Origin of the sequence: Terribacillus sp. FSL K6-0262 (assembly GCF_037977385.1) — a bacterium.
GTDB lineage: Bacteria > Bacillota > Bacilli > Bacillales > Amphibacillaceae > Terribacillus.
Window position 1 is genome coordinate 1,414,970 of record NZ_CP150277.1, and the last position, 25,741, is coordinate 1,440,710.

Annotated in this window: 28 protein-coding genes and 2 riboswitches; of the genes, 11 read left to right on the plus strand and 17 right to left on the minus strand. The window is 45.2% G+C overall.

The genetic code is table 11. The features are described 5' to 3' along the window. Positions 1-27: 27 nt before the first annotated feature. The 11 genes from MHI54_RS07305 to MHI54_RS07355 form a co-directional block, all read right to left on the minus strand. A complete protein-coding gene (locus tag MHI54_RS07305; RefSeq protein WP_095216295.1) occupies positions 28-1,038 on the minus strand; it encodes a ThiF family adenylyltransferase in 1,011 nt (336 codons plus the stop codon). Beyond that, positions 1,038-1,802: a thiazole synthase gene (locus tag MHI54_RS07310; RefSeq protein WP_095216294.1), complete on the minus strand. Its 765-nt coding sequence runs from the start codon at positions 1,800-1,802 to the stop codon at positions 1,038-1,040. Before MHI54_RS07310 ends, MHI54_RS07305 begins: the two co-directional genes overlap by 1 nt. A 3-nt stretch (positions 1,803-1,805) precedes the next feature. Next, positions 1,806-2,009 carry a sulfur carrier protein ThiS gene (thiS, locus tag MHI54_RS07315; RefSeq protein WP_095216293.1) on the minus strand — a complete coding sequence of 68 codons (204 nt, stop codon included), beginning with the start codon at positions 2,007-2,009 and terminating at the stop codon, positions 1,806-1,808. Further along, on the minus strand, positions 2,006-3,127 hold the full coding sequence (thiO, locus tag MHI54_RS07320; RefSeq protein WP_340082787.1) for a glycine oxidase ThiO: 1,122 nt from the start codon (positions 3,125-3,127) through the stop codon (positions 2,006-2,008). The genes thiS and thiO overlap by 4 nt, the downstream gene beginning before the upstream one ends. Then, a complete protein-coding gene (locus tag MHI54_RS07325; protein ID WP_233135056.1) occupies positions 3,111-3,731 on the minus strand; it encodes a thiamine phosphate synthase in 621 nt (206 codons plus the stop codon). The genes thiO and MHI54_RS07325 overlap by 17 nt, the downstream gene beginning before the upstream one ends. A 99-nt stretch (positions 3,732-3,830) precedes the next feature. Beyond that, positions 3,831-3,942, minus strand: a riboswitch (TPP riboswitch). Positions 3,943-4,052: 110 nt separating this feature from the next. Continuing rightward, positions 4,053-4,835: an SDR family oxidoreductase gene (locus MHI54_RS07330; protein ID WP_095216291.1), complete on the minus strand. Its 783-nt coding sequence runs from the start codon at positions 4,833-4,835 to the stop codon at positions 4,053-4,055. Positions 4,836-4,858: 23 nt separating this feature from the next. Beyond that, a complete protein-coding gene (locus tag MHI54_RS07335; RefSeq protein WP_095216332.1) occupies positions 4,859-5,611 on the minus strand; it encodes an SDR family oxidoreductase in 753 nt (250 codons plus the stop codon). A gap of 391 nt (positions 5,612-6,002) precedes the next feature. Beyond that, on the minus strand, positions 6,003-6,479 hold the full coding sequence (locus MHI54_RS07340; protein ID WP_340082789.1) for an NUDIX hydrolase: 477 nt from the start codon (positions 6,477-6,479) through the stop codon (positions 6,003-6,005). Further along, positions 6,460-7,443, minus strand: a complete 984-nt coding sequence (locus tag MHI54_RS07345; RefSeq protein ID WP_095216331.1) for a serine hydrolase — start codon at positions 7,441-7,443, stop codon at positions 6,460-6,462. The genes MHI54_RS07340 and MHI54_RS07345 overlap by 20 nt, the downstream gene beginning before the upstream one ends. Before the next feature lie 277 nt (positions 7,444-7,720). After that, positions 7,721-8,035: a putative quinol monooxygenase gene (locus MHI54_RS07350; RefSeq protein ID WP_095216288.1), complete on the minus strand. Its 315-nt coding sequence runs from the start codon at positions 8,033-8,035 to the stop codon at positions 7,721-7,723. A 138-nt stretch (positions 8,036-8,173) separates the two neighbouring features. Beyond that, a complete protein-coding gene (locus MHI54_RS07355) occupies positions 8,174-9,337 on the minus strand; it encodes an MFS transporter (RefSeq protein WP_095216287.1) in 1,164 nt (387 codons plus the stop codon). A 52-nt stretch (positions 9,338-9,389) separates the two neighbouring features. Further along, positions 9,390-9,489: riboswitch (purine riboswitch) on the minus strand. 187 nt (positions 9,490-9,676) lie between these two features. Here MHI54_RS07355 and MHI54_RS07360 point away from each other — a divergent pair. Both MHI54_RS07360 and MHI54_RS07365 read left to right on the plus strand, forming a co-directional pair. Then, on the plus strand, positions 9,677-9,991 hold the full coding sequence (locus tag MHI54_RS07360) for a metalloregulator ArsR/SmtB family transcription factor (protein ID WP_038565330.1): 315 nt from the start codon (positions 9,677-9,679) through the stop codon (positions 9,989-9,991). A 93-nt stretch (positions 9,992-10,084) separates the two neighbouring features. Next, entirely contained in the window at positions 10,085-11,251 is a 1,167-nt protein-coding gene (locus MHI54_RS07365) for an MFS transporter (RefSeq protein ID WP_095216286.1), read from the plus strand. Between the two features lie 114 nt (positions 11,252-11,365). Here the strand turns inward: MHI54_RS07365 and MHI54_RS07370 are convergent, their stop codons facing one another. Next, complete coding sequence (locus tag MHI54_RS07370) at positions 11,366-11,509, minus strand: diguanylate cyclase (RefSeq protein WP_143594494.1); 144 nt, start codon at positions 11,507-11,509, stop codon at positions 11,366-11,368. Between the two features lie 8 nt (positions 11,510-11,517). Next, a complete protein-coding gene (locus MHI54_RS07375; RefSeq protein WP_095216284.1) occupies positions 11,518-12,717 on the minus strand; it encodes an EAL domain-containing protein in 1,200 nt (399 codons plus the stop codon). Between the two features lie 650 nt (positions 12,718-13,367). On the opposite strand from MHI54_RS07375, the gene MHI54_RS07380 reads away from it, so the two are divergent. The 5 genes from MHI54_RS07380 (at position 13,368) to MHI54_RS07400 (ending at position 18,967) form a co-directional block, all read left to right on the plus strand. Then, a complete protein-coding gene (locus MHI54_RS07380; protein WP_340082794.1) occupies positions 13,368-14,486 on the plus strand; it encodes an ABC transporter ATP-binding protein in 1,119 nt (372 codons plus the stop codon). After that, entirely contained in the window at positions 14,455-15,345 is an 891-nt protein-coding gene (locus MHI54_RS07385; protein ID WP_340082795.1) for a sugar ABC transporter permease, read from the plus strand. The genes MHI54_RS07380 and MHI54_RS07385 overlap by 32 nt, the downstream gene beginning before the upstream one ends. A 12-nt stretch (positions 15,346-15,357) precedes the next feature. Then, a complete protein-coding gene (locus tag MHI54_RS07390) occupies positions 15,358-16,182 on the plus strand; it encodes a carbohydrate ABC transporter permease (RefSeq protein ID WP_095216281.1) in 825 nt (274 codons plus the stop codon). 104 nt (positions 16,183-16,286) lie between these two features. Continuing rightward, positions 16,287-17,567 carry an ABC transporter substrate-binding protein gene (locus MHI54_RS07395; RefSeq protein ID WP_095216280.1) on the plus strand — a complete coding sequence of 427 codons (1,281 nt, stop codon included), beginning with the start codon at positions 16,287-16,289 and terminating at the stop codon, positions 17,565-17,567. 50 nt (positions 17,568-17,617) lie between these two features. After that, positions 17,618-18,967, plus strand: coding sequence for an MBL fold metallo-hydrolase (locus MHI54_RS07400; RefSeq protein ID WP_095216279.1), 1,350 nt, complete (start codon positions 17,618-17,620; stop codon positions 18,965-18,967). Between the two features lie 70 nt (positions 18,968-19,037). Here MHI54_RS07400 and MHI54_RS07405 read toward each other — a convergent pair whose 3' ends face one another. Further along, entirely contained in the window at positions 19,038-19,352 is a 315-nt protein-coding gene (locus MHI54_RS07405) for a hypothetical protein (protein ID WP_095216278.1), read from the minus strand. A gap of 24 nt (positions 19,353-19,376) precedes the next feature. Further along, the gene (locus MHI54_RS07410) at positions 19,377-20,789 is read right to left on the minus strand and encodes a lipase family protein (protein WP_340082798.1); all 1,413 of its coding nucleotides are present in this window, start codon (positions 20,787-20,789) and stop codon (positions 19,377-19,379) included. 110 nt (positions 20,790-20,899) lie between these two features. On the opposite strand from MHI54_RS07410, the gene MHI54_RS07415 reads away from it, so the two are divergent. Then, positions 20,900-21,169 carry a hypothetical protein gene (locus MHI54_RS07415; RefSeq protein WP_095216275.1) on the plus strand — a complete coding sequence of 90 codons (270 nt, stop codon included), beginning with the start codon at positions 20,900-20,902 and terminating at the stop codon, positions 21,167-21,169. A 133-nt stretch (positions 21,170-21,302) separates the two neighbouring features. Beyond that, complete coding sequence (locus MHI54_RS07420) at positions 21,303-21,581, plus strand: hypothetical protein (protein ID WP_095216274.1); 279 nt, start codon at positions 21,303-21,305, stop codon at positions 21,579-21,581. 356 nt (positions 21,582-21,937) lie between these two features. On the opposite strand, the gene MHI54_RS07425 is transcribed toward MHI54_RS07420, so the two are convergent. After that, on the minus strand, positions 21,938-23,131 hold the full coding sequence (locus tag MHI54_RS07425; RefSeq protein ID WP_095216273.1) for an MFS transporter: 1,194 nt from the start codon (positions 23,129-23,131) through the stop codon (positions 21,938-21,940). An 84-nt stretch (positions 23,132-23,215) separates the two neighbouring features. Further along, complete coding sequence (locus MHI54_RS07430) at positions 23,216-23,587, minus strand: iron chaperone (RefSeq protein WP_095216272.1); 372 nt, start codon at positions 23,585-23,587, stop codon at positions 23,216-23,218. 568 nt (positions 23,588-24,155) lie between these two features. Here MHI54_RS07430 and MHI54_RS07435 point away from each other — a divergent pair. Together MHI54_RS07435 and MHI54_RS07440 are read left to right on the plus strand one after the other, a co-directional pair. Further along, positions 24,156-24,422 (plus strand): hypothetical protein, encoded by a 267-nt coding sequence (locus MHI54_RS07435; protein WP_095216271.1) that lies wholly within the window; start codon positions 24,156-24,158, stop codon positions 24,420-24,422. Between the two features lie 261 nt (positions 24,423-24,683). Further along, positions 24,684-25,736 carry a tetratricopeptide repeat protein gene (locus MHI54_RS07440; protein WP_095216270.1) on the plus strand — a complete coding sequence of 351 codons (1,053 nt, stop codon included), beginning with the start codon at positions 24,684-24,686 and terminating at the stop codon, positions 25,734-25,736. Positions 25,737-25,741 lie beyond the last annotated feature (5 nt).

The window sequence follows — 25,741 nt, forward strand, 5'->3', positions numbered from 1 at the left end:
CATCGTCAACTGAAAATTCACACAATATCAGCCGACCAGACTGTCATAAAGGGAACGCGCCCGGGCGATATCATTTACGCCATGAACGATTGCCCGCCCATCGGCAAATAACACAATCCGATGGCCTTTGTAGTGCAAGGCGAGCAAATGTTCATTGGCAGTGACATGATCGACCGCAGAAGCCCATTCCTCTGACAAAGCCGGCAGATCCAGTGATTTCTTGGCACCAGGCCGGATATGGACAGCTTCCCTGCCGCATAATACATCCATCCTCGTCTGTCTGGCACCGTCCAGAAAGGGCAGTGTGGCATTTGTGCTGCAGCTGGGACAGCTTGAATCCCTCAGCCCCCGTACGTCCACTCTCGAGTAATCACCCGTCCAAATATCAAACGCAGATAATTCCGGCGTTACTTTTTGACCGGATAGAAGCCGCAATGCCTGTGTCACCTGCATGGACGCCACCCATTGGACAATGGGACTGATGATTCCTGCCGTATCACATGTTTCACTTTGCTCAGGAAGCTGCTCGAGGAGACAATGCAAACATGGGGAAGCTTTGTCTCCCAGCACCGGATATGTCACACCATAGCTTCCGACACAAGCTCCGTATAAGAAAGGGATATCATGCTTCAGCGCTGCATCATTTACAATCAGCCGGGTCTCAAAATTGTCTGCAGCATCCAGAATCACATCCGCACCTTCCATCAGCTGCTCGATATTATGATGATCGACATTTTCGATTACTGGTTTTACCGTTACATGCTGATTGATAGCCTTTAGTCGTTTCGCTGCTGCTGCTGCTTTTGGCAAATAGGCAGCAGCATCTTCTTCCGTATACAGCTGCTGGCGCTGAAGATTATGAAGCTCGACATAATCCCGATCAATGAGCACCAGCTCCCCGATGCCTGCCCGCACTAGCATTTCTGCTGAAGCAGAGCCCAATGCGCCCATGCCGATCAACACGATTCTACCGTTCTCGACCCGTGCCTGCCCTTCCTTGCCGATAAACAATTCCTGCTTCCGATAACGATCCCGCATCAGGTAAACAATCCTTCACTCGGGCTGCTGGCTGCAGCATAGTCCTTCTCCGGGATTCTGCCTGCTTCGAACCCCATTCTGCCCGCTTCGATTGCCAGCTTCATTGCACGCGCCATCTTCACAGGGTCCCGGGCACCGGAAACTGCTGTATTCAGCAAGACACCATCAGCCCCGAGCTCCATGGCATAAGCAGCATCCTTCGGAGAACCAATGCCCGCATCGACAATCACTGGTACGCTGCTCTGTTCCACGATCATACGAAGATTGAAGGGATTGATGATACCTTTTCCCGAACCAATCGGCGATGCACCCGGCATGATGGCATGCACCCCCAAATCGATGAGCCGCTTGGCCAGCACAACATCATCCGACGTGTAAGGAAGGACAATGAAACCCTCCTCCAACAACATTTCAGCTGCCCGCAGCGTTTCGACTGGATCAGGAAGCAACGTCCTATCACAGCCGATCACCTCCACCTTCACCATATCGCATAAGCCGGAGGCCTTCGCCAGCCTGGCGATACGGACAGCCTCCTCTGCCGTTTTGGCACCTGCCGTATTCGGCAGCAAGGTATACCGTTTCAAATCAAGCTGCTCAAGGAAATTCGGCTGGGACGGCTCGAAAATATCCATCCGGCGTACCGCAAATGTCAGTATCTCCGCCTTTGAAACATCGACAGCCTCTTTTTGAACCTCGAATGACGGGTATTTACCTGTCCCCAGCAGCAAACGGGAAGCAAATGTCTTATCTGCGATTTGTAACATCGTTCATCCTCCTCCGACAAAATGAATCAATTCGACTTTATCGCCATCTCTTATAGGCTGATCTGCATAGGCAGATTTATCGATGATTTCGTTGTTCAGTTCGACAATCACAATCCTATTCTCCAAAGAAAGGGATGACAGCAGCTGGGCGATATTCCGGATGTCAGCGGATAATGCATGCTGCCTGCCATTCAGTTGAATGCTCACATCAATACCTCCTCATCGGTATGCAGTCGGTCGACTCGAAACGCTTCCGTCCATACTTCAGGAACTGCCTTACCGTCAATCAAGTCACAGATCATCTTACCTGTAACCGGCGCAAGCAGAATCCCATTGCGCTGATGACCAGCAGCAATGAATAATCCCTTCATCTCTGGATGCTCCCCGATCAGCGGCTTGCCATCGATCGTCTGAGGTCTGAGACCGGCCCAGCTTCTGAGAAAAGGCATCTTATCTATCCCCGGCAGCATCTGTCTCGCCTTCTCCATGACCCTGTGTATACCCCCGGATGTCGGCTCTGTACTCCAATCTCCCCTGACCTTTGTTGCACCGATGATCAGCTCATCATTGTTCCGAGGAACAATATAATGCTGGTCATGGAATAAACTGCAGGAGAGCGGTATCTCTGTATTGGTGACAGCGATGCATTCCCCTTTCACCGGATATACCGGTGTCCCCAAGCCAATCCGCTGCAAAAGGGCATTACTCCATACCCCGCCGGCAATGACCACATACTCCGCCTGCCATTCTCCCTTGGAGGTCTGTATCCGATATTGCCCATCTTCCTTTGCAATGCCTTCCACTCGAGTGAACGCATGTATACGGGCTCCTGATATTTTGGCTGCCGAACAGAATCCTCTGCAGGCAATGGCTGGTGTGACATGTACATCGTCCGCTATATGGATCGCTCCTTCCAGGGACTTGGTCAGCCCCGGCACTTCTTTTTCCGCAGCAGCTCGGTCCAGCCACGTCACACCTTCCAAGGAACAAATATCGGATAGCCTTGCTCTTTCTTCTGCCGTAAAAACAAGCTGCAGTAATCCGCCTGTACGCCGTTCGATATCTATCCCTGTAAGCGCACGTATATCGGCTTCCGCTTCTTCGTACAGCTGTTGGCTAGTCCGGGCAAAGGAATAAAGCAAAGCACCGAACTCTTTATACTCCGAATGGGCGCCTAGCATGCCCGCTGCGGCTCGTGTCGAGCCTGACCCAATCTGTCCGGCTTCGAATAAATCGACCCGGTGCCCTGCCTTTGCCAAATAATAAGCGATTGCACTGCCGATGATACCCCCTCCAACCACAGCTACCTCACTGGATTGCTTCAAGACGTGAACACTCCTCCCTTAATTCCTTTACAGCCTCAAGCGGTTGTTTTGCTGAAAAAATACCGCTCATTACAGCAGCGCCATCCAATTCAAGCGCTTTCAGCACAGCTAACCTCTCTGCCGTGATTCCTCCTATCCCATACATCGGCACTTGGATGCTCTGCCGGATTCGCACTGGATTGGATAGCGGCTGAGGGGCTTTCCCCTGCTTGCTTGCCGTTGGAAAACAATGACCATATAACACGTATGCCGCACCAGCTGCTTCTGCCTCCATGGCTTCCTCAAATGAATGGACGGGAGCCCCGATCCGCAGCTCCGGATACTGCCTTTTCAACTCTTTCAATGGCAGTCCATGCCCTGGTACATGCACCTGCTTCAAGCCAAGCAGCAATGCTGCATCAACCCGGTCATTGATCCAAAGCTTTTCCTCTGGCAGTCCTTCCTTCACTAACTCCCGGCATAGCTGATACACCGCTCCAGCCGGCTTGTTCTTTTCCCGGATCTGTACATGATCGACATAAGGATGAATATCCAGCAAAATACGCAGCAAGTCGGGAATATCATGCCTGTCATCTGTTACTGCCATCAATTTGATTGCTATCACCTTCCTTGACGAACAGTCCGGAATACATAAAAAACACCACTCCCCAAAAGGAAAGTGGTGTGTACTGTCTGCGAAAAATACATACAAAAGAGCATGTAAACTCGAGTGTCTACACTTTCCTACGCAGGTCCGAACCTGTTCAGGTTATGAGGGTTTAAAGAGTCACCACTCTTAATCTCAGCCCTTATGAAGGGATCCCCTAGTGTGAAAATAAACTATGAACTTACCCATATCGTAGCATAATCAGTATAATTTGCAAGATTTTCTCAATATAAAAAAGACCATCCGAATCGGTCAGATGGCCTCCAAAGAAAATATAAATCAGTATTTATAAGATTGTCCGCCGTCAATCGGCACAACAGTAGCATTGATGAAGTTCGCTTGATCGGAGAGAAGGAATGCAACAAGATAACCGACTTCTTCCGGCTTACCGAAGCGCTTCATCGGGTTGACGCTGACAAATTCTTTGCCTGCCTCTTCCCAGTTATCCCCGCCGATTTGACGCAAGGAACCTTCTACCATTGGAGTCATAATGGCACCTGGTGCGATGGCTTTGATGCTGACGCCGAATTGCCCGTATTCGATTCCGGAGTTCTTCGTCAAACCTACCACACCATGCTTACTTGCTGCATAGCCAGACTGGTTGCCGATTCCGCGGATTCCGCCTACGCTAGCTGTATTCACTACAGAACCATGACCTTGCTCCTTCATTACTTTCAATACATGACGCATACCGTAGAAAACACCATTCAAGTTGATGTTCACAACGCGGTCGAATTCATCCACAGGATACTCTTCCGTTAGATTCTGTGTTCCCTCTACACCAGCATTGTTGAAGAAACTGTCGATCTTGCCAAACTGATCAACTGTTTGTTTTACATACGCCTCAACTTCCGGTTCGTTTGCACAGTTTGCCACAATTGTAAGAACTTCTGCTTCCGGTGCTGCTGCAAGGACTTCCTGCTTTGTTTCTTCCAAGCCTTTTTCACTTATATCAACAAGGGAAAGTTTTGCGCCTTCTTTTGCTACTTGAAGTGCTGCTGCACGGCCCAGTCCAGAACCGCCGCCTGTAATCAATACTACTTTATCTTCAAACCGTTCCATGAGAATCTCTCCCTTTTAGTTTTTTAGATTGCCGTGAACCCACCATCGATCGGCACCACCGCGCCATTGATATAAGATGCCTTTCCAGTCAGCAGGAAGGTGACAAGCTCCGCCACTTCTTCCGGCTGGCCAAGACGCTTCTGCGGGATAGGCTCTGTCGCATTTACGAATGCTTCCGGATTCTTTTCCTTATATGCACGAACCATTGGTGTTTCCGTTGTGCCTGGGGCAATTGCATTCACTACGATGCCTTGCGCCGCATACTCAGCAGCCAATGTTTTCGTGATGCCGACCATTGCATGCTTCGTCGCGGAATAGGTGCCGACTGTCGCTTGACCGACAACACCAGCCGTGGACGATGTATTGACAATGCGCCCGCTGCCATTGGCAAGCATCACTTCCAAAACGTATTTCAAACCATAAAGGGCTCCATTCAGGTTGATACCCAATACCATATCAATCTGTTCAATGGTATTGTCCACAAATTTGACGCCCGGTCCGGAGATTCCAGCATTATTATAGAACATATCGATAGTTCCAAATTCCTCTACCGTTTTATCTACATAATGTTTTACTTCCTCTGCTTTGCTGACATCCGCTTTTATAAAAATCGCTTTTGATCCCTTCTCCCCCACTAAACGGACCGTTTCCATACCAGCTGCTTCAGATACGTCAACAACGCTGATTGCGATGCCTTCTTCTGCTAATCGCAATGCGACAGCTTGCCCAAGTCCGCTGCCGCCTCCTGTAATCACCGCTACTTTCTGTCCACCCACAAGCAAACCCCACCTCCTACAAATTGAGTAGGTTTATTTACCTACCTTATATGTAAGAGGTTACACCTTTTACGAAAAAGCAGTCAAGCAATTTGAATGCTCAGAAAACTTTTTGAACAAATATAATCCATTTGTTCAATGACGCAAACGGTAGTATGTTTCACAGAATTGACAGTGATGTTGTTCATGGATGCCTTTCAAATGTAAGCCCTGGATCAAGTTGGGGTAATGTGCGAGTGGATCTGGGCGGCAATTTCGCTTCTATTCCAGCAGCCGTCTTTTCGAACCGTAATGTTTCACTATGCAAGCCCAGCAGCCACAAGGCAGATCCATTCTGTTTCTTTATATCCACGGTATTGCTGTTCAACTTCTACCTTCCTATACCTGCATCTCATTCCGTCCTTTCTCTATGAATGAGATGCACTGGTACAGCAGGCAGGTCTGCCAGCTTCTCTGGTAAAAAATCGGGCCTTAACGGGAGCTCCTTGATTCCAGCAAAAGAGATCCATTCATAAGAAAAATCGCATCCTTCAGGAGATACGATTCCCCCGGTCCCTAAAAGCCTATCTTCCACATCCTTGACCAAATAAATAAAGCAATATTCATGATATGGGCGACCCCGATAGGTAAAGAAGTTCTCCACTATCCACAGCAGCCTCTGTGCCTTTGCAGGAATGCCAAGTTCTTCCTTGAATTCCCGTTCCACGGCTTGTGCAGAATCCTCCCCCAGCTGTATCCTGCCTCCGATAAGCGCCCAAAATGGCTCTTTTTTATTTTTGTGAAGCAGTACGTGATCATCTTTTATTACAATGCCAGCCGTCCGGCAATTCAATACTCGTTCGCCTAGCTCAATCGTTAAATCCTCCACCGCGGCCACCCCCCTCGATTTCCCGAACAATGTAAAACGGACCAGCACCATGGTTGGACGGGACCACTATCTTCCGTCCACTTTTCGGATAATAAGCAGCATGGAAACTCACGCCAGGGTCAAAACCGATAACATAGAACTTCTTGATTTCACCCGCTTCTTTTTTCATCCAAATACCATAGCCATAATATGTTTCTTCATCCACTTGAACGTGCGATGTCAGCAGCTTGTCCGTAAGTCCTGCGTTCAGCAGCTCATGCTGGAACAGCGCATCCCAGAAACGCATCATATCAGACGCACTCACATACACACCGCCATCAGCTCCCCCTCTGACCGGCAGTGCATAAATATTGGAACGATATCCTTCGTCCTCTTTTATGTAACCGACTGCCGTATTACCCGGCAATTTATCAAATGGAAAGTAACCAGCTTCCGTCATTCCAGCTGGATCGAAAATATAGTCCTGAACGAATGCCGTAAAAGGCTGACCAGCCAGCTCTTCCACTACCAATCCCAAAACGATGAATGCTGCATTGTTATAATGGAACCGCTCCCCCGGCGAAAACGCCATCTTTCTATCCTGGAATAAAGGCAGAAAATCCACACCGGATCGCATCCGATACATCGGCAAGGTTCGCCACAACTCTTCGAAATCATCCATTACCTCTTCATCGAAATAATCAGGAATTCCCGACGTGTGTGTCAGCAAATGATGAATCGTAACATCCTGGTGGAAATGAGGAAATGGAATCGATAGGCAATCTGCCAATTTCGTATGGAAATCCAGTTTCTTTTGTTCTACCAGCTTGGCAATTGCCACAGCAGTAAAGACCTTTGCACCGGAAGCTATTCCGAACCTTGTTTGCTTATCAAAAGCCAGCTTTTCTTGCTTATTGGCATACCCATTTTGGAAGAAACAGCTTTCCTGATCCTGTTTTATATAAGCAACTCCCGAGAAATCCATTTCCTCTGCTGCCTTTTTCAATCTATTCTTCAAATCTTCCAACACAAACCCTCCCCGACTTTCGAATCTTCAAAATACTCAAAGCGAACCTGAGTCCTGCAATCCAAGCCATTTTATCTCTCACTTCATGGTACCATAATTGGAAATATATGATGGATATAGAAATAATGAATGAAGCCGATTGTATGTGCATGGCTGTCCTGCAGATATAGGATGAGTTAAATGTGTAAATACGCATCCTTTAAAGATAACGGCAGACAAGTGATTTGTCCGCCTTTCAATCAGTATCCATACCTAATCCCCCCAATGTTTGCAGGGTATTCAGTCGTTCCATTCCAGTTATAAGGGGCTTTGCCCGATGGATTAAAGTTTGTGTCACTTCCAGGGCAAGTGATGCCTGATGAGCTGCTTCATCTTTCCATACCTCATATACATATACTGCTTGCGGCTCCTCATTGGACAAACTGACCTGATATACTTCGCATCCCTCTACATCCCCCATGGCCTTTGCTGCCTCCAGAAGAATCTCACTCAATTCTTCTCTATCTTCTTTATCTACCAGGAACCTGCCAAACAAGCCGAACTTCTGCATCCGATCCAACCTTTCCTTGTAAGAAATTGTTTAAATGAGGAATACGACAAGCTTATACAAAATCCTTTATCCATAACAAGCGGTCATCATGACAATATTTAAACAAAAAAAGCGGACAATTGACTTGTCCGCTTACCACTATTGATTTTGTACTGTCTTCTGAACTGCACTCCGCAAAGACCATACCGCAAAAGCAAGCGAGATGATGACCAGGATACTTCCGACATGCGCTGTCGTCTGCATGGAAGAAGTTGCTCCATTCACCACTCCGCCGACTAAGGACCCCAGTGAAATCCCGATCTGCAGTGCCGAGTTGTTGAAGCTTTGATGAATGCCGGCAGTCTTTGCATCGGTTTCCACGATATAATTCTGCAATGGCGGTGCCAGACTCCAGCTTAAAGCGGCCCAGATTACCATCACCACCAGGAATAACGGGAAGGAAGCAGTGGAGAAGGGCAGCACGAACAGGATGATGGCGAATGATGCGACTACAAGGATGATACTCACCTTGGAGCCGAATTTATCCGCCAGGCTTCCGCCGAAGGCTCCGCCGGCAACTGCTGCTATACCGAAGATAAAGTAGCAAATACTGATCCATTGTGTGTTCAGATTCAATTCGGATTCCAGGAAAGGCGTGAAATACGCATATATTGTATAGTGACCTGCAAGCAGGAACAGCATCGTCAAATGCGCTGTCAGCATTTTTTTGTTCCGCAGTGCTTTCAGCTGGGATTTCAAGGACTGTACCTGCTCGACTTCGATCCTATCGAGCGTGAACGCAATCAAAATCATGGAAAGCAAGGCCATCAAGCCAATGAATAGAAACAGCATCCTCCAGCCGAAAGCATCACTGATGATGATACCGATCGGAACCCCAAGCACAAGCGAGGAACTGATACCCATATAAATAAGACCGATTGCTTTTGCGCGATGCTGCGGCTGGACGATTTTTGCCGCGATAGTCAAAGAAAGAACAATGATCAATGCTGTGCTCATTGCTGTCATGACACGAGCGATCATGACAAAAAGAAATGATGGGCTCACATAGGTAATGACATTCCCCAAAACGAACACACCCAGTGTCAGGAGCAAGAGCTTCTTCCGCTCGATATTTGACGTCAATGTATATAAAATCGGACCGGATAATGCGTAAACCAAAGCAAACACAGTGATCAGCTGACCAGCCTGGCCGATCGAAACATGCAAATCAGCTGCAATCGTCGGCAATATCCCCCCGACAATCAACTCTACTAACCCTACCGATATTACAGAAATAGCTAATATAAAGACTCTGAAATTCAATTTCCATTTCCTTTCTATATCCTGAATTCGAAAATGGCACATAAAAACTCCCCGATTACAGATAGATATCTGTAATCAGGGAGTTATGGCTCCTGGTAGAGACCCTCAAACCAAATTATTGAGGTTATACAGTGTGAAACGAACATATTCCATTTTCTTAAAGCATTATAGCAAGATAGAGCGGTGACTGCAAGATGGACCAAGCCTCCATGAACATCCCCATAAACCAGGTAAACATGTCTAAACATCAGGAAATTTAACAAAGACGCAATAACGGTATTCATACATTCCAAGTTTTTATGGTTGCTTTATCGGAAAAACTCGATATACAATGGATTCATGAATACAATCGAATTATTCAAAGCTTTGTCGAATGAGAAACGACTGCAAATCCTGCATTGGCTGAAAGAACCGGAGAAGCATTTTCCCAAGCAGCAGGCTCATCTGCCGAAGGAGGTCCATTACAAGGGCGGCGTCTGCGTCGGGGACATTCAGGAAAAGGTCCAAGCTTCCCAATCCACGGTATCCCAATATTTAGCCATGATGCAGCGCGCTGGGCTGCTGGAATCGATCCGTTATAATCAATGGACCTATTACCGCAGGAACGAAGAGACGATCCAGAAGCTGGCAGCATACTTAGATAAAGAGTTGTAATCGAATTGCAAGAGATCCTTCAGGGATTTCTTTTCTTTCTGCATTTAATATCGATTTATTCCGATATACAAATATAACGATTGGAGTGACACGATGGCTTTAACAAAAAGACAAACATTTTTAGCATTCACCCTGACATTACTGACATTCGTCATGGGGACAAGTGAATTCGTCATTGTCGGCTTGCTGACAGAAGTCGCTGCCGATCTGCATGTAACCGTCGCTTCCGCAGGGACACTCGTTTCCGGATTTGCCATTGCCTATGCAATCGGCACTCCGCTATTGACTGGCTGGGTAAGCAGGTTTCCGAAATACCCGCTCATGCTGACACTGATTATTGTTTTTATCCTTGGTAATATCATCAGCGCGTTGACATCATCCTTCGGCATCCTGCTGGCAGCACGCATCGTCACAGCAGCCGCAAGTGGCGTCCTGACTGCCTTGGCAATGACGATAGCAAGTGATACCATGCCGGCAGCAAAGCGTTCTTCTGTCATTGCACTCATTTTTGCCGGTTTTACGATAGCCAATGTCCTTGGCGTGCCGCTGGGTACCTTCATCGGTCAGTTAGGCTCCTGGCACCTGACATTTTGGACAACAGCACTGCTCGGGGCGATTGCGTTCCTCATCAGTCTGTTTATTTTGCCAAAGACGACAGCCGGGGAGAAAAGTTCCATGCTCAAGCAGCTCGTTCTTTTCAAAAATCCCAAGATACTCGTCGGCTTCTTCATTCCGACATTCAGCATTGCAGGGACATATACAATCTACACGTATATCACCCCGATCATCGAGGATGAATTGGGAATTGCTTCCAGATCCGTTGGAATCGTACTGCTCGCTTATGGGGTCTTCTCCATCGGAAGCAACTTCCTGGCTGGTAAAATCGCCGGCCGGAACGGAATCGGGGATTTGCGTTACGCATTCATCATCCAAGCGATCATCATCGGCTCCCTTTATGTGACAATGGATATTACCATAGCTGGATTGATCAGCATCATGCTGATGGCCGTCATGATATATGTCATGAATGCCACCATCCAAATCTATTTGATGGACCAGGCAGCAGCCTACTCGACAGCAGCCAGGGACTTCGCTTCCTCCCTTACACCTGTGTCAGTAAACATCGGTATCACACTCGGTTCAGCTTTGGGCGGATTGGTCGTGGCCCATGGAAATCTGCCTAACCTTGCCATCGTAGGCGGGGGTTGTGCCCTCATCGCCTCCGCGCTGTCATTTGTAAGTTATCGCATGAAAGACTGAAATATCATTGAAAAAAGACAGGTGCAAGCCTGTCTTTTTTCTTATCCACTGTCCCATCAATATTAAAAACTCCCCGTATACATTGTCTGTACACAGGAAGTCCCGTAATGAGATTCATCCATAAAATGCCCGATACATATTCTTGCCATCCTTCTTCGCTTGATACAAGGCGGTATCTGCACTCCGCATCAGCTCATACCCTTTCTTCCCATTTGCCGGATAAAAGGCGATGCCCATACTGGAGGTTGTGTTAAACAAATTCCGTCCTATATTCCAAGCTTTCTGAAATCAACCGAACAGCCGATTACCTCGACGACTTTTCCGCTCCTGACGACAGGACGAAGCGAGGTGACATATCTCAATCCATTTACACTCGATTCATAAATGACATTTTCTTCTCCATTCCACGCACGCTCATAGTACTTCTTTTTTCTGTCTGCCTCCGGAAGAAAATCCTGCATTTCCTTACCGATGATTTGCTCCGGAGTAAGCTGCAGCCGATAAATCAGCTCGCCATCACTGAAGACATGGATGAATTCCCCATTTTCCTTTCTATATTTGAAAATCATACCCTGCTGCTTCCGGACAATCTCCTGCAGGTCCTGATGTGATTGTTCCAAGCCCCGTTGCAGCCATGACTGTCTGGAAGACTCCAATGATAGGCCTTCATTCGGGATGATTTCTTCCAAATGCGGAATGCTTGATACGATTTCATCCGGCGCAACAGGTTTACTGAAGAAATATCCTTGTGCTTCATCACATAGATTCTGCTGGAGAAAAACAAGGTGATCCTTGAATTCCACACCCTCGGCATTGACTCTGAGCTTCAATTGGTGCGCCATTCCAATTATCGCTTTGACAATGGTGGCATCCTTGGAGTCAATCGTGCAATTTTGGACAAATGACCGGTCTATTTTGATACTATCTATCGGAAATTCCTTTAAATGATAAAGGGAACTATATCCGGTGCCAAAGTCATCCATACTGATCCGGACTCCTATCCGCTTCAACTTATGCAAAACAGGCAGCACAAATTCGACATCCATCGTCATCGATTCCGTGATTTCCAGCTCCAGGAACTCCGGGTCGAGCCCAGATGTGTCCAGGATCGATTGCACCTTCTCCGCCAGATCATGCTGATACAGCTGGGAAGCAGAAAGATTGACCGCTATGACAATTGGCGCAAGCCCCAACTCCTGCCACTCCTTGTTCTGTTCACAAGCAGTCCGGAGCACCCATTCACCGATTGGCAGAATCATGCCTGTCTCTTCAGCTGCAGGGATGAAATCCAGCGGCGAAATCATTCCATGCCCAGGATGCTCCCAGCGGATCAGCGCCTCTGCACCAATCAATCTGCCCGTCTGCAAATTAAGCTTCGGCTGGTAAACCAGCCGAAACTCCTGCCTATCAAGCGCTTGAAGCAAATCTTCTTTTCCTATGTATTCATTCGTAATCTTTTGGTCCATATCACTGCACCTCGTTATCTAAGGTCTATACGCATAGTTGCCCGGTTCCTTAGTGATAGCTCGATTTGCTACATATGCATCATGATTATACAGCCAACCCCTGCTGCATACGATACTTTCCCATGTACCAATTACAGGGAATCCGCCAAAATCGCCCCTTGGCAGACACTGCATGATCAAGCCCGGATCCTGCATCCATCCCCATAGACTCTATTAAGCAAAAAACTATCAGCGGTTGCTGCTGACAGTTTTTGGTTTTGACTCATTCATAGCAATGCCGTCCAGATCATCTTTCTTGTTGATTTACCTGCATCTCCTGACACACCAAATTTCAACTAGCTGGATTCATGATCGTCACTGCCGTCACGCTACTCGACATTTGCTTTTTGCATATTTCGGTTCATTACCCGTTCCAACCATTTCGTAAACGTTTGCAGAAATTCGCGGAGACTTGCGGAAGCTTTCCCCTCCAACTTCCCGAAAGCCGAAAATTACCCAAGATTACAGAATAACACACGATTTTGCCAGCTTTCCGCTGTAAAGTTTATTTTTACATTACCTTAATAGTAAATTGATACTAGTCTGATAGTATTTACTTGAATTTAGCATGTACCGACATTTTCAAATAGACAACCTTGGAGGATTAAAACATGGATATCCGTATTGATCAGCTTTCAATGGTTTTTGATAAAACTACTGCCGTCCGGGAAATGACGACAACCATCAAGGATGGGGAGCTTGTATCTTTACTGGGGCCGAGCGGCTGCGGGAAGAGTACGACCTTGATGCTCCTATCCGGCTTGTACAAGCCCTCTTCAGGCACCATTCATTTCGGGGATAAGGATGTGACGAAGCTGGATGCAGAAAGGCGCGGGATCGGCATGGTGTTCCAGAGCTATGCCTTATATCCGCATCTGTCTGTCCTGAAAAACATCATGTTCCCATTGAAGATGCAGAAAGTGCCCAAAAAAGAAGCCGAAGCACGCGCAAAAGAAATGGCTGACCTGGTCCAGATCGGCCACCTTCTCGATAGGAAGCCCGGACAATTGTCTGGCGGCCAGCAGCAGCGGGTTGCCATTGCCAGGGCGCTAGTCAAAAAACCGAATGTCTTATTGCTCGATGAGCCGCTCTCCAATCTTGATGCAAGGCTGCGACTGGAGATGCGGGAAGAGATCCGCCGCATTCAGCAGGAGATAGGCATCACTGCCATCTTCGTTACGCATGACCAAGAAGAAGCATTGAGCATCTCCGATCGTGTCATGCTGATGAAGGACGGCGTCATCCAGCAGGAATCCGCTCCGCAGACAATGTACAAAAAGCCGGAAAATGAGTTCGTTGCCTCTTTTCTTGGCAACCCTCCCATCAATCTTATGACCATCACCAAATCAAAAGATGCAAATTCCTACCGGCTGGCCGATACGGAACAAACGATAGCATTGCCAGCATTGCCGCCTAAAGATCTCCACACAGTTCGATTAGGCATTCGCGCAGAGGATTTATATATCTCTCACGAAAACCCGATTTTCCGAGGGAAGATCATACATATCGAAACGATCGGCCGCGATACATTAATTCGCATGCAGGTAGGCAGCATCACAGTGAGAGCGCTGGTCGATCCCAATCAGCAGCATCGAATCGGCGACATCCATGGCTTAGGAGTCCATCCGGATAACATCCATTACTTCCACCAGGAGCACGGAAAGCGGCTTCCACACCAAAAGAGAGGCGGGATGCAGCATGCAAAAGCCAACATGGAAGAGCACGCTTAAGGGCTATCTTTATCTGTTGCCTGCATTGGTCATCCTGGTCGTATTCAGCATCTATCCGATCATCAAGTCCTTCCTGATGAGCTTTTATACGGATTATGACTTCTTTAATGACACAGTCCATGCTTATGGCTTCGATAATTTCACGAAATTATTCCAGGACCCTAACTTCATCACCGCCCTGAAGAACACAGGAATATTCGTCATCGGCGTCGTGCCCCTGTCGATCATCATTTCCCTGGCGATTGCTGTATTACTGAATAGCAAGATCAAGATGAGCGGATTCTTCCGCACCATCTACTTCCTGCCATTCGTCACTTCCGTTGTGGCCGTGGCGATTGTCTGGAGCTGGATCTTCCATTCTGATTATGGGCTGCTGAACTATGTGCTCGGCTTATTCGGCATCGATCCGATCAATTGGCTGACGAATCCGACTTACGCAATGCCTTCGTTGATCATTTTAAGCATCTGGAAGGGCCTTGGATTCAATATCATCATCTTTTTGGCCGGACTGCAGAATATCGGCAGCCAATATTATTTAGCTGCAAAAGTGGACGGAGCCTCGGCATGGAACCGGTTCAAGAACATTACCTTGCCGCTGCTGTCCCCGACGATGTTCTTTGTATCGATCATCTCCATCATCAATGCCTTCAAAGTCTTTGATGAGATATTCGCCTTGTTCAACGGAAGGCCCGGACCAGCCAACAGCGCCCTGACCGTTGTCTATTACGTGTATCAGAAATTCTATGAGGAATGGGAATTCGGCTTGGCATCTGCTGCTGCCTTCGTTCTCTTCCTCATCATCTTCCTATTCACCATCATCCAATTGGTAGTCGGGAAGAAATTCGTACATTACAACTAAGGAGGGCCCGGGATGAATAAAGAAGCTTTATCCAAAGGAACAATCTATATACTTCTGTCATTGGGCGCCATCCTCATGCTGCTGCCCTTCGTCTGGATGATCAGCACCTCGCTGAAGGCTCCCAATGAAGTGATGGCGATGCCGCCGGTCTGGATCCCTTCCGAATGGCAATTCGGCAACTACAGCGAGGCGAGTGAAGCAGCTCCATTCGGCACTTATTTCTTCAATAGCATTGTCGTGACGGCATTGACTACAATCGGGGAATTACTGACAACCATACTGGCTGCTTATGCCTTTTCCCGGATCGACTTCCATGGCAAGGGAATCGTGTTCGCGGTGCTGCTCGGAACGATGATGGTGCCTGGGGAGATGCTGTTGATCCCGAACTTCGTCACGGTCTCCAATCTGGGCTGGATCGACTCCTATGAGGGATTGATCATCCCATGGATTGCGAGCATCTTCTCCATCTTCCTATTGCGCCAGTACTTCTTCTCGGTACCGCAGGAATTATCCTATGCTGCAAAAGTGGATGGATGCAGTGATTTCAAATTCCTATGGTACGTAATGGTACCCTTGGCCAAGCCCGCGCTGATCACCATTGCCTTACTGAAAATCATCGGCAGCTGGAATGCTTTCCTGTGGCCATTGATCGTCACCAATTCACAAGAACTCCGGACGCTGCCTGTCGGACTGTCGGCATTTACAACCGAAGCCGGCATTAAATATGAATTGCTGATGGCAGCCTCGACGATGGTCATCCTGCCTATGCTGCTTCTCTTCTTCATCATGCAGAAATATGTCATCTCCGGTGTTGCCAGAAGCGGCTTGAAAGGCTGAACATGACAGTACTTATTGGAGGTGATGCACAGGGAATCTGCTGCAGAACACGATAACAGTCGGTAAGTGAAAAACATCCAATTCCTTAAAGGAGGAAGACAAATATGAAAAAAGTAATATCTGTACTGTCCTTATTTTTGGTCCTGTTTTTAGCTGCTTGCAATAATAGTTCCGGTGCCAATGCCAACGAGGGAAATGATGCAAAAGGGCCGGTTGAAATCGAATTCTGGCACGCCATGAGCGGCCCGCATGAAGAAGCAATCAAAAAGTTCGCGGACGATTTCAATAGCACCCATGAAGATATCAAGATCAAACCAGTCAACCAAGGAAGCTATGACGACCTGGAACAGAAAATCATGGCCGCAGCCAAAGCTGGGAATCTGCCCGATATGGCACAGGCTACCACAAATGTCATCCCTGAATACATCGACAATAAATTCATCACTGCCTTGAACGACTTCATCGAGGATCCGGAAATCGGCTTGTCTGAAGACGAATTGAATGACTATATCGAGGTTTTCCGCAATTCCAGCACATGGGATGATACGTACTACAGCCTTCCTTTCAGCAAGAGTACCCGCGTCCTTTATTACAACAAGACAATGTTTGAAGAAAACGGTCTGGAAGTCCCGCAAACATGGGATGAGCTGCAAGAAGCTGCGAAGGCATTGACAAAAGACGGTGTTGTCGGGATGGGCTTCGAGAACTCCTATGAAGCGGAATTCCAAGGCATCCTGAAACAAATGGGCGGTACGTACATGGATGAAGAAACTGGCGAACCGCAATTTGCTTCCAAAGAAGGGCAGGAAGCAATGACATTCATCAAGGATATGATCGATGAAGGGATCGCCCGTACAGCTGGTGAAGATGAATACATGTCCAACCCATTCGGCCGTGGTGATGTGGCAATGTATATCGGTTCTTCCGCGGGTATCCCGCATGTTGATGGCGCGATGGAAGACGGCATTGAATGGTCCACTGCCCCGATCCCTACTTTGGACGGCGAAGCCGCAACAACATTCGCCGGAAATGACATCGTGATCTTCAACCAAAGCGAAGAAGCGGAGCAAAAAGGCGCTTGGGAATTCATGAAATATCTGACCAGCCCTGAAGTCACTTCCGAATGGTCCATGCTTTCCGGCTACTTGCCGATTCGCCAATCTGCATTGGATACAGAAGAATATCAGAAGTTCCTTGAAGAAAATCCAGCCTACAAAGCAGGCACAGAGCAGTTCGATGCCGGATTCTTCATTGCCCGCGTCCCTGGCGGAGATGCAGTGCGCAACATCGTACTTGAAGAAATGGATTATATCCTCCAAGGCATGAAGACAGTAGAAGAAGGTTTGACAGAAGCACAAGACCGAGCAAAAGCTGAATTACAATAACGGGATAAGGCAGGGTATCCCCTGCCTTTTCTTTTTAAGAGGTGACGGACATGAAGACAACGATCAAATTTTGGGGTGGATTACACACCATTGGCGGCAATATTGCAGAAGTGACATACGGAACAGACCGGATCATCTTCGATTTCGGACTTGTCTATGATCCTGCCAGCAGCATCATAGATACAAAAGAACGCAAGCAATCCTATGTCCTTGATATGCTGAAACTAGGTGCTATTCCCTCCATAGATGGGATATACAGCAGAGAATCTTTAGAAGGAGATAGTTTTTCTGCAGCAAAACCACAACCGCAGGAAGACTCATCCTATCAAACAGCGGTATTCATATCCCACCTTCATCTGGATCATATGGGTGCCATGGATACATTATCAGCACAGATTCCTATTTATATGACAGAAGACTCGAAGCAGCTTTATGATGCGCTGGAGCGTGTCGGCGAGGGATTATCACTGCATAAGGAAACAATCGGTATGTCTTTCGGCCAAACCATTGAAGTAGGTGAGATACGCGTCACGCCAATTCCAGTAGATCACGATGTAATCGGCGCTGCTTCCTTCCTCATTGAAACACCTGATCTAACAATCGTGAACTCCGGCGATTTACGTATGCATGGTGCACATCCAGAATACACGGAAGACTGGCTGACTTTCATGGCCACACGGGATATCGATGTATTACTCATTGAGGGCACCACTTTCAACCCGGACAAAAAAGACACAGAAACAGCATGCAAGGAAGATGCAGATATTCTTAAGGTGGGAAAAGATGCACTTTCCCAAAAGCAAGGTCTAGGGATATTCAATATTTATCACCGGAATATCGATCGTATTCAGACGTTCCTGCAAATGGCTGAACTAACAGGAAGAACACCAGTTTTAGAAGCACCAACAGCTTATCTGGCAGATCATTTCTTACATGATGTTCAGTTCATGATCTACTTGGACGCTAGCTGTAAAAGTGCTGTGACTACCGAGCAGCTGCTGACAAAATATAAAGGCGTATCTGCCTCTGAGATCAATCAGAACCCCGCTTCCTACTTGTTGCAGAATAGCTATCACTCTATTCAAAACTTGCTTGATCTTGATTTGAAGGACAGCATCTACCTGCATTCCAATGGCATGCCTTTAGGTTCCTTCGATCCCGCTCACCAAACGATGCATGCACTGTTGGAACGCTTCGGCGTTACCTATCAATCTCTCAATGTATCAGGGCATGCCAAGCATGAAGACATACTTTATATCATCGATCGAATCAAACCTCGTGTGCTTGTTCCATGGCACAGTCATTATCCAGAACTGATTAAGCCGCTTGATTCGAAGCAGGAGGTGTATTATCCGAAGTTGTATGAGACATGGGAGCCTAATTCCTTGACCATAACTTAATGCAAATTAAAAGAATCCGCCGGCAATGCTAGCGGATTCCTCTTAATATTACTATGATATTTCCTCTGAGTTACCACCATCCACCTCTTACCCTGATACTTTCTCTTAATATGACATACGAACGCTCAATACCTTTTAAAAGGAGAATATTCTTCTCTAGCCTCTGTCTTAATGCCTTATTTGCTTTTCCATCAAAGCAATCTTCCAGCACATCCTTGAGCTTTATATGTTCCTCTGAGAGGGATTCAATATGGTTGCAGCGCTCTAAATATTTCTTATAAAACTTCTCATCTGCTTCTAAATCGTCTTTGATACTTCTTTCCAACTCTTTCTTTTGCTTTCGTCTCTCTAGGAATTCATCAAATTCATCAAGTATTTCTACCATTCTATCATGCCTTCCACTAATGAATCAGAACCTCAGCCAACCAGCCAGCATTTCGTCAATATGCGCAAAGTCCTTCGCCATCTTGTTCATATTGTATGCGATTTCCCCAGTGTCAGATTGTGCATCCTTCAAGAATCCAATCAATTCGTCAAAGTAATCCATCTCAAATAACATCGGAACGCCTTTTGGGCCAGTCACAGTCAGATCCCGATAGATATCATCTACATCGGATCCATTCAGCTTATCGTATCTACCTGATCCAACTTGCCCTTTGAATTTACTCTTCGCATATTCCATCGCTGAGAGATAGTCATCCAAGAACTGCATCATCTCTTTTTTAGTCTTCGCAATCAGATCTTCGCTAGCTTCTACTTGTGCCGCATAGGATTTCATTAATTCGGTCTGAATAACGATGTGGAAATCTGAAACACCACTATTTTTTAAGAAGAGAGGTGATGTGGAGATAGCCGCGCGAAGTTTTTCATCAAATAATAAGTCTGATTTGTAGTAACCATCTTCATTATAAAGACTTACATCCGTATAGTTCTTTATACCATGAGATCCCAGCATGTCGGCCATTTGGTCACCTAAGCCATCTTTTCCAGCTGGATCTTCCATATAATAAAGGGAGCCGATTGTTTTGTCATGAAACATAGCAACTGCATCACTCGGGTAGGCATATGTAATAATCTTGTCCTTATAATCCCCCTGGCTGACGCGCTTCTGCTTATCTTCATCCAAAAGACCGTAAGCATCCGCTGCAGCAAAGGTCACTGCGTTGGAATCATACATCACGGCACAATATTGAGCCAGTCCCCCGCCAAGAGAATGCCCAGTAAAGGTTATATTCTCTGCACCATATTTCTCTATGTACTTTTTCACAGCTGCCTCCGCTTCAGTAAATTGGTTCTTATTCGTAAACGTGATTGTACCATTGGCATTCAGCTTTGCATTCCCCGTCTGCAACGCCGCATCCTGAGATGGTGTCGCTACATAAGCTGTGGTCCCATATTCCTTTTTGCTATAATTGGAATTACCACCGACTACGCCAAAGGCATCTTCGTAGACATCCTTAAGAAACCCTGAATAGTCTACCTTTCTATCAGATTCATAGATTATCGTATCTCCTTTCAGTGTTGCTTTATCTCCCGCTTCACTCATGATGGCATTTTTAGTGGGTTCGTCCAGACCTTTAAGTTCCACTTCTTTTGTGGTAGTTTTAGGAGGTTCAGTACCACGGAAGCTGATAACGATTTCCTTGGTTTGGGGGTTTTCTAGTACATAGCCGTATAAGCCTGTTTCTTTGTCTTCTATGATTTCAACTGTATTCCAATCGATAATTTCATTGGGTGTTTCACTTTGGAAGTTCTTTCTATTAGATTCATATGAATCATCAGAAATATGGCTTGCTTCAAAATCCGTTAACTTACGGGACATTTTAAAATCCTTTCTTGATATAATTTTACAGAAGAGGTGTTTATGTGAGAAAAAGTGTTTTGTTTATAACTGTTACTATTTTTTCCATTATACTATTAGGAGGTTGTGGAGTGAAGGATAATTACGATGAAGAAACTGTCACTAACGCCAAGGAGACTGCAAGAAGTTATGTTGAAAACAATTTCAAAGATATAGAAACTATAGAATTAAATGAACCTCGCGAATCACAAATGGGCAGTTTAAAGATAGACGGCACAGTTAATGGAGAATCAGAGTTCACAATTAGTTTTAATCAAGACTTTACAGTTGCTTCAATCAGTTTAGGTGAGGGATTTCCTGAAAGATTTGAAGAATGTAGCAAAAAGAGTTGTGATTACTAGAATCAGAATCCTTTTATCGATATATTAATCTCATTAACATCATCTATTCTATTATTATAGTGAGGTATTATGAAAAAATGTACATTTTCTATTAGTTTCTATATTTTCCATTATACTACTAGGAGGATGTAATGTGAACGGGAGTAATTCTGAGTTCGATGATGACACAATAACCAAAGCCCAGAATACAGCTAAAAATTATATAGAGAGCAATTTTGAAAATGTAAGCTCTATTGAAATGGACGAACCTTATACAGCTCCTATGGGTAGCATGACTATAGATAGAACAGTGAATGGTAATGCTGGTTTCTCAATAAAATTCAATAAAGATATAAGTGTAGCAGGAATCAGTACAAATGAAGGTTTTCCTGAATTTAAAGAAGAATGTAAGGAATCAAGTTGCGATTACTAGGGGATAAGAGAAAATATAAGTTGACAACTAATCTAAAATTAGACAGTTACTCACCAATAGCACCTATATTTTTTTATCCTGTACTATACCTTTTCATTATCTGATTCTTATAGAAGCATGCGTCTAAGAGAAATCAATGGTAGAATACTCGTTCCGTGATTCGAACGAATTAAAGAAAATTTAAAATGATAGGAATTCGCCTTTTAGTTGTATATTACATGAAACGAAACAAGAGGACGGGCACCTAATCTATTCTTCGCCTGCCTTTTACAGTTCATCTTACAGTGATTAAACAGACTAATTACCCATCATAGGGCAGTTAGTCTGTTTTGTTACTGTATACCATCCCCTTACCTCTAATTGATATACGCGTTCTTCCCCGCTCCCATACCAACAATCCAAAGTACTACAGCCACCGCAACCAATAATGCCAATGGCACTGTCCAGCTTGACGTAACATCATGCAGCAAACCAAATAACGTCGGCCCTACTGCCGCCAATAGATACCCGATAAACTGCGCCATACCTGATAATTCTGCGGATTCCTGAGCTGACTGTGTTCGCAAGACAAAAAACATCGTCGCGAGACTGAACACACCGCCTCCAGCTAATCCGAACAGCAATACACTGATGACACTGATCCATGTAATACCTGTCAACAACCCTGAGAAGCTCATAACGAAACACAAAGCTATGATGCTCACTATTCCCCTTTGTCCTGCAAAACGCCCTGCTAGGATCGGGAGTAGAAATGAAGTCGGCAAGCTGCAAAGCTGCATGAGAGCTAAGAGCCATCCAGATATTGATTCACTAAAGCCCTGGTTTTGCAATATAGTCGGAAGCCAGGTGATCATGATGTAAAACAATAGCGATTGTAATCCCATGAATCCTGTTACCTTCCAGGCAAGACCTGAGGACCATAGCTTCTTCCCTTTGTTAGGAAGGGAAATCGAGACTTTCACACGCTGGCGTAGCTGCGGTATCCAAGCAATCATTGTGACAAGCGTCAAAATCACCCAGACAGCGAGTGAACCATGCCACCCGCTGCCAAGCCCATTCGAAAGAGGAACACTGATTCCAGAAGCGAGCGCAGCCATCCCGTTCATGGTCATCGCATAAGCTCCAGTCATCACACCTACATTTTTAGGGAATTCCCGCTTGATCAAGCCCGGCAAAAGTACATTCCCCATCGCGATTCCGATTCCCGCTAAAGCAGTACCAACGAAAAGCATCCATACTGGGGTAAAAAACCGAAGTATAAGTCCAACAGCTATGATAATCAGACCAGTAAACAAAGTTCTTTCAATACCTGCACGCCTGGCAATTCTTGGCGCAACTAGCGCAAATACAGCAAAAGCAATCAATGGCAAAGTAGTCAGCATGCCTGTTGAAGCATTGCCAATACCTGTATCTGAACGAATGTTGTCTATTAAAGGACTTAACCCTGTTATCGGCGCACGCAAATTAGCACCGATAAGCAGAATACTTAAGACTAGTACGACCACCCCAACACGTGAGGCGTTCTGTTTTAATTGATTAGATTGTTCCATATGTCTTCTCCTTACTCTGTCCAGCACACTGGGAGAATTCCCAGCAAAGAAACACCATTTAGAGGTGTTTTCCATTCACTTTCATTATTTCCGCCAAAAAGTCGTACAGTCTGCCTTGTCTGTAATATTGAACTCTATCATTCTTTCTAATAATGAATAATCCACCGGCCCATCCCATTTGATACGAACCAGCTGCTTCGTATGATCATAGCCCGCCTGAACAATATCATCAGAAAAATGATCTATTCCCGCTTTTTCCGGTGCAACAGCCAAATGCTGTTTGGCGATGCTAAAGCCAATAATAAATGTGCCATGATCAGTAAACATCGGCTGATTCCAGGCAATTTTCGGCTCTAAGTTGGGATACTTCTCAGCTACCCAATTCAGAACTTCTTCTGTTCGTTCTTGATGCTGCGGGTTGTCAATTTGAGCTAGATAATCTGCGAATGCTTCCATTTCATTTTCTCCTTTTTAATTTTTTAGCAATCTATTCTTAAGATGATATACCTGTCTTTACTATCGCAACACAACCTACATTACTACTATAACCACAAGCGTATAAAAAGAGAAGTCGGCTTTTATTTATCCATGTGCTATAACTTATCAGCAACTCTGTAAGAGAAACTTAAATAAAATTACTTAAGAGACCGATAACACTGCATACCACACCCGCTTTCATGAAATTCCTGCCTTTTAAGTTGCGCTTTTTAATCTCTGAATGGGCAATATACGCAAATATCAAACCTGTTACACCTTGAATTGCTCCCTTACCAACAAGAATGATTCCTACAATTGATATAACTCCTAAGATAAAGGAAAAGACAGCTTCAAAACAGCATCCTTATTTTCCTAATCATTTCATTTCTGAACATTTATGTATACCAATCAAATCATTCCTAACAGCTTTATGCATTATTTGGTTATAATAATCATTAAAGGAATATTATCCCTCAATCAACATGATGCTGAGTAAAGCTTGAGACACTGATTTTTTGACCCAATGAAGGTAAAGGAAAGTGATTCAATGGAAATTTTATGGAGTTTTGTAGTGGATATTGTATCTTTTATCCTAGAGGCAATGATTCCCTCGAAGAAAAGAAGAAGATACAAAAAGAATGTAAGAACTCTTAAAAAACAAGACTGGTTCAGGAAGCTAGCCAAAAACCATGGACCTATGTTTTATAAGACTCTATCTATACGTGCAAAAATCACGGATTATAATGATAGCTTGAACCTCCAGGACTACAGACAGGAATTGGAACAAACCGCTAAACGTGAAATTAGCAGATGATTCCTATTCTGTATGCAAAAGCACCTTTCTGGAAGAAGGTGCATTCATTTGTCTTATAGTGAAAACTGTAAGATGACTCCTTGTAACACAATACTTATTCTCTTGGAAAGAAATTGCTTAGCATATGCATGAGATGAGGAAACCCTAATAATCAACCACGCATTATCTTTCCTTTACAGCGACAAGGATTCCCAACCCAATAAAACGACAAAAAATGGTAAAATCAATCTGTAATTATCTTAAATAAAGGAGCTTTGCAATATGGGACAAAATATCTCTGAGCACATAGATATTGCAGCTCAGCTGGATAATTGGTCCATCAGTATCCGGCTGGATAAGAAAGAAGCAGCTGCCAGTATCCACAATGAGTTAAAGAATTATATCCACGATTACGCCATCGATACTCTCATCACCTACCTGCTGCTAGAATGCCGCTATTATTTGATTCAAAGAGACTTTGTAAACAGCGCCAAATCAATTGATAATGCCAAAGCACACCAAGACCACTTCAATGATACCCACCGATACTACTTCCACTTAGCAGAAGGCATGCTGTTTTACGATGAGAAACATTACCAGGAAGCACTTCACTGCTTTGAGAAAGCTGAGAAGTATGTTAAGAAATTAGAAGATCCGGTAGAGATTGGGGAATTTCACCTCAGGAAAGCCATGACTTATAATTTTCTCGATATCACCACTCTTTCCGCTCTCCATGCTGAGCGAGCCATTGAAGCATTCAAATCATTCAAGACTTTTGAATTCTTACTTGCCCGTGCAGAAATGCTTCAGGGAGTAAACTATCTGGACCTGCTTAACTATGAACTTTCAGAGGAATATCTCCATAGAGCTGTGACATCATTTAAAAATATCGGGAATCAAAACTTTATATCCTCCGCAAACCTTAACCTTGGCGCTCTTTATGCAAGACGAGATTTACCAGCTACGGCTATTCGTTACTTGGAGGCAGCCCTAAATGGCGGACAAGATCGAATTCGATTGAAGATTTTATACTTATTAGCAGATTGCTATTGGAAAACAAATCAACCTTCCAAAGCTATCAAAGTCTATACAGAAGGATTCGAAACCAGCATCAAAGAAGATGATGTAACGAAAAAATGGGAATTTGCCATGCTGCATAAGAAATATGAAGATAGATTGAACTTTGAAAGCGTATGGCAGGAAGGAATAGAATATTTTCAAAGAGTTAAAGATTTTTACAACGTAAGACTCTTTTCAAAAGAACTCGCTCAGTACTATACTGAAAACAAGCAGCATGAACTTGCAACAAAGTATTATCTGTTAGCTCTAATATAAACGGG

What these genes read in the sequence shown, in the direction of transcription:
- MHI54_RS07305 (WP_095216295.1), bottom strand. Translation starts at nt 1,038, where the DNA reads ATGCGGGATCGTTATCGGAAGCAGGAATTGTTTATCGGCAAGGAAGGG.
- MHI54_RS07310 (WP_095216294.1), bottom strand. Translation starts at nt 1,802, where the DNA reads ATGTTACAAATCGCAGATAAGACATTTGCTTCCCGTTTGCTGCTGGGG.
- MHI54_RS07330 (WP_095216291.1), bottom strand. Translation starts at nt 4,835, where the DNA reads ATGGAACGGTTTGAAGATAAAGTAGTATTGATTACAGGCGGCGGTTCT.
- MHI54_RS07345 (WP_095216331.1), bottom strand. Translation starts at nt 7,443, where the DNA reads ATGGATTTCTCGGGAGTTGCTTATATAAAACAGGATCAGGAAAGCTGT.
- MHI54_RS07350 (WP_095216288.1), bottom strand. Translation starts at nt 8,035, where the DNA reads ATGCAGAAGTTCGGCTTGTTTGGCAGGTTCCTGGTAGATAAAGAAGAT.
- MHI54_RS07360 (WP_038565330.1), top strand. Translation starts at nt 9,677, where the DNA reads ATGAATACAATCGAATTATTCAAAGCTTTGTCGAATGAGAAACGACTG.
- MHI54_RS07365 (WP_095216286.1), top strand. Translation starts at nt 10,085, where the DNA reads ATGGCTTTAACAAAAAGACAAACATTTTTAGCATTCACCCTGACATTA.
- MHI54_RS07375 (WP_095216284.1), bottom strand. Translation starts at nt 12,717, where the DNA reads ATGGACCAAAAGATTACGAATGAATACATAGGAAAAGAAGATTTGCTT.
- MHI54_RS07380 (WP_340082794.1), top strand. Translation starts at nt 13,368, where the DNA reads ATGGATATCCGTATTGATCAGCTTTCAATGGTTTTTGATAAAACTACT.
- MHI54_RS07385 (WP_340082795.1), top strand. Translation starts at nt 14,455, where the DNA reads ATGCAAAAGCCAACATGGAAGAGCACGCTTAAGGGCTATCTTTATCTG.
- MHI54_RS07390 (WP_095216281.1), top strand. Translation starts at nt 15,358, where the DNA reads ATGAATAAAGAAGCTTTATCCAAAGGAACAATCTATATACTTCTGTCA.
- MHI54_RS07395 (WP_095216280.1), top strand. Translation starts at nt 16,287, where the DNA reads ATGAAAAAAGTAATATCTGTACTGTCCTTATTTTTGGTCCTGTTTTTA.
- MHI54_RS07400 (WP_095216279.1), top strand. Translation starts at nt 17,618, where the DNA reads ATGAAGACAACGATCAAATTTTGGGGTGGATTACACACCATTGGCGGC.
- MHI54_RS07405 (WP_095216278.1), bottom strand. Translation starts at nt 19,352, where the DNA reads ATGGTAGAAATACTTGATGAATTTGATGAATTCCTAGAGAGACGAAAG.
- MHI54_RS07410 (WP_340082798.1), bottom strand. Translation starts at nt 20,789, where the DNA reads ATGTCCCGTAAGTTAACGGATTTTGAAGCAAGCCATATTTCTGATGAT.
- MHI54_RS07425 (WP_095216273.1), bottom strand. Translation starts at nt 23,131, where the DNA reads ATGGAACAATCTAATCAATTAAAACAGAACGCCTCACGTGTTGGGGTG.
- MHI54_RS07430 (WP_095216272.1), bottom strand. Translation starts at nt 23,587, where the DNA reads ATGGAAGCATTCGCAGATTATCTAGCTCAAATTGACAACCCGCAGCAT.
- MHI54_RS07435 (WP_095216271.1), top strand. Translation starts at nt 24,156, where the DNA reads ATGGAAATTTTATGGAGTTTTGTAGTGGATATTGTATCTTTTATCCTA.
- MHI54_RS07440 (WP_095216270.1), top strand. Translation starts at nt 24,684, where the DNA reads ATGGGACAAAATATCTCTGAGCACATAGATATTGCAGCTCAGCTGGAT.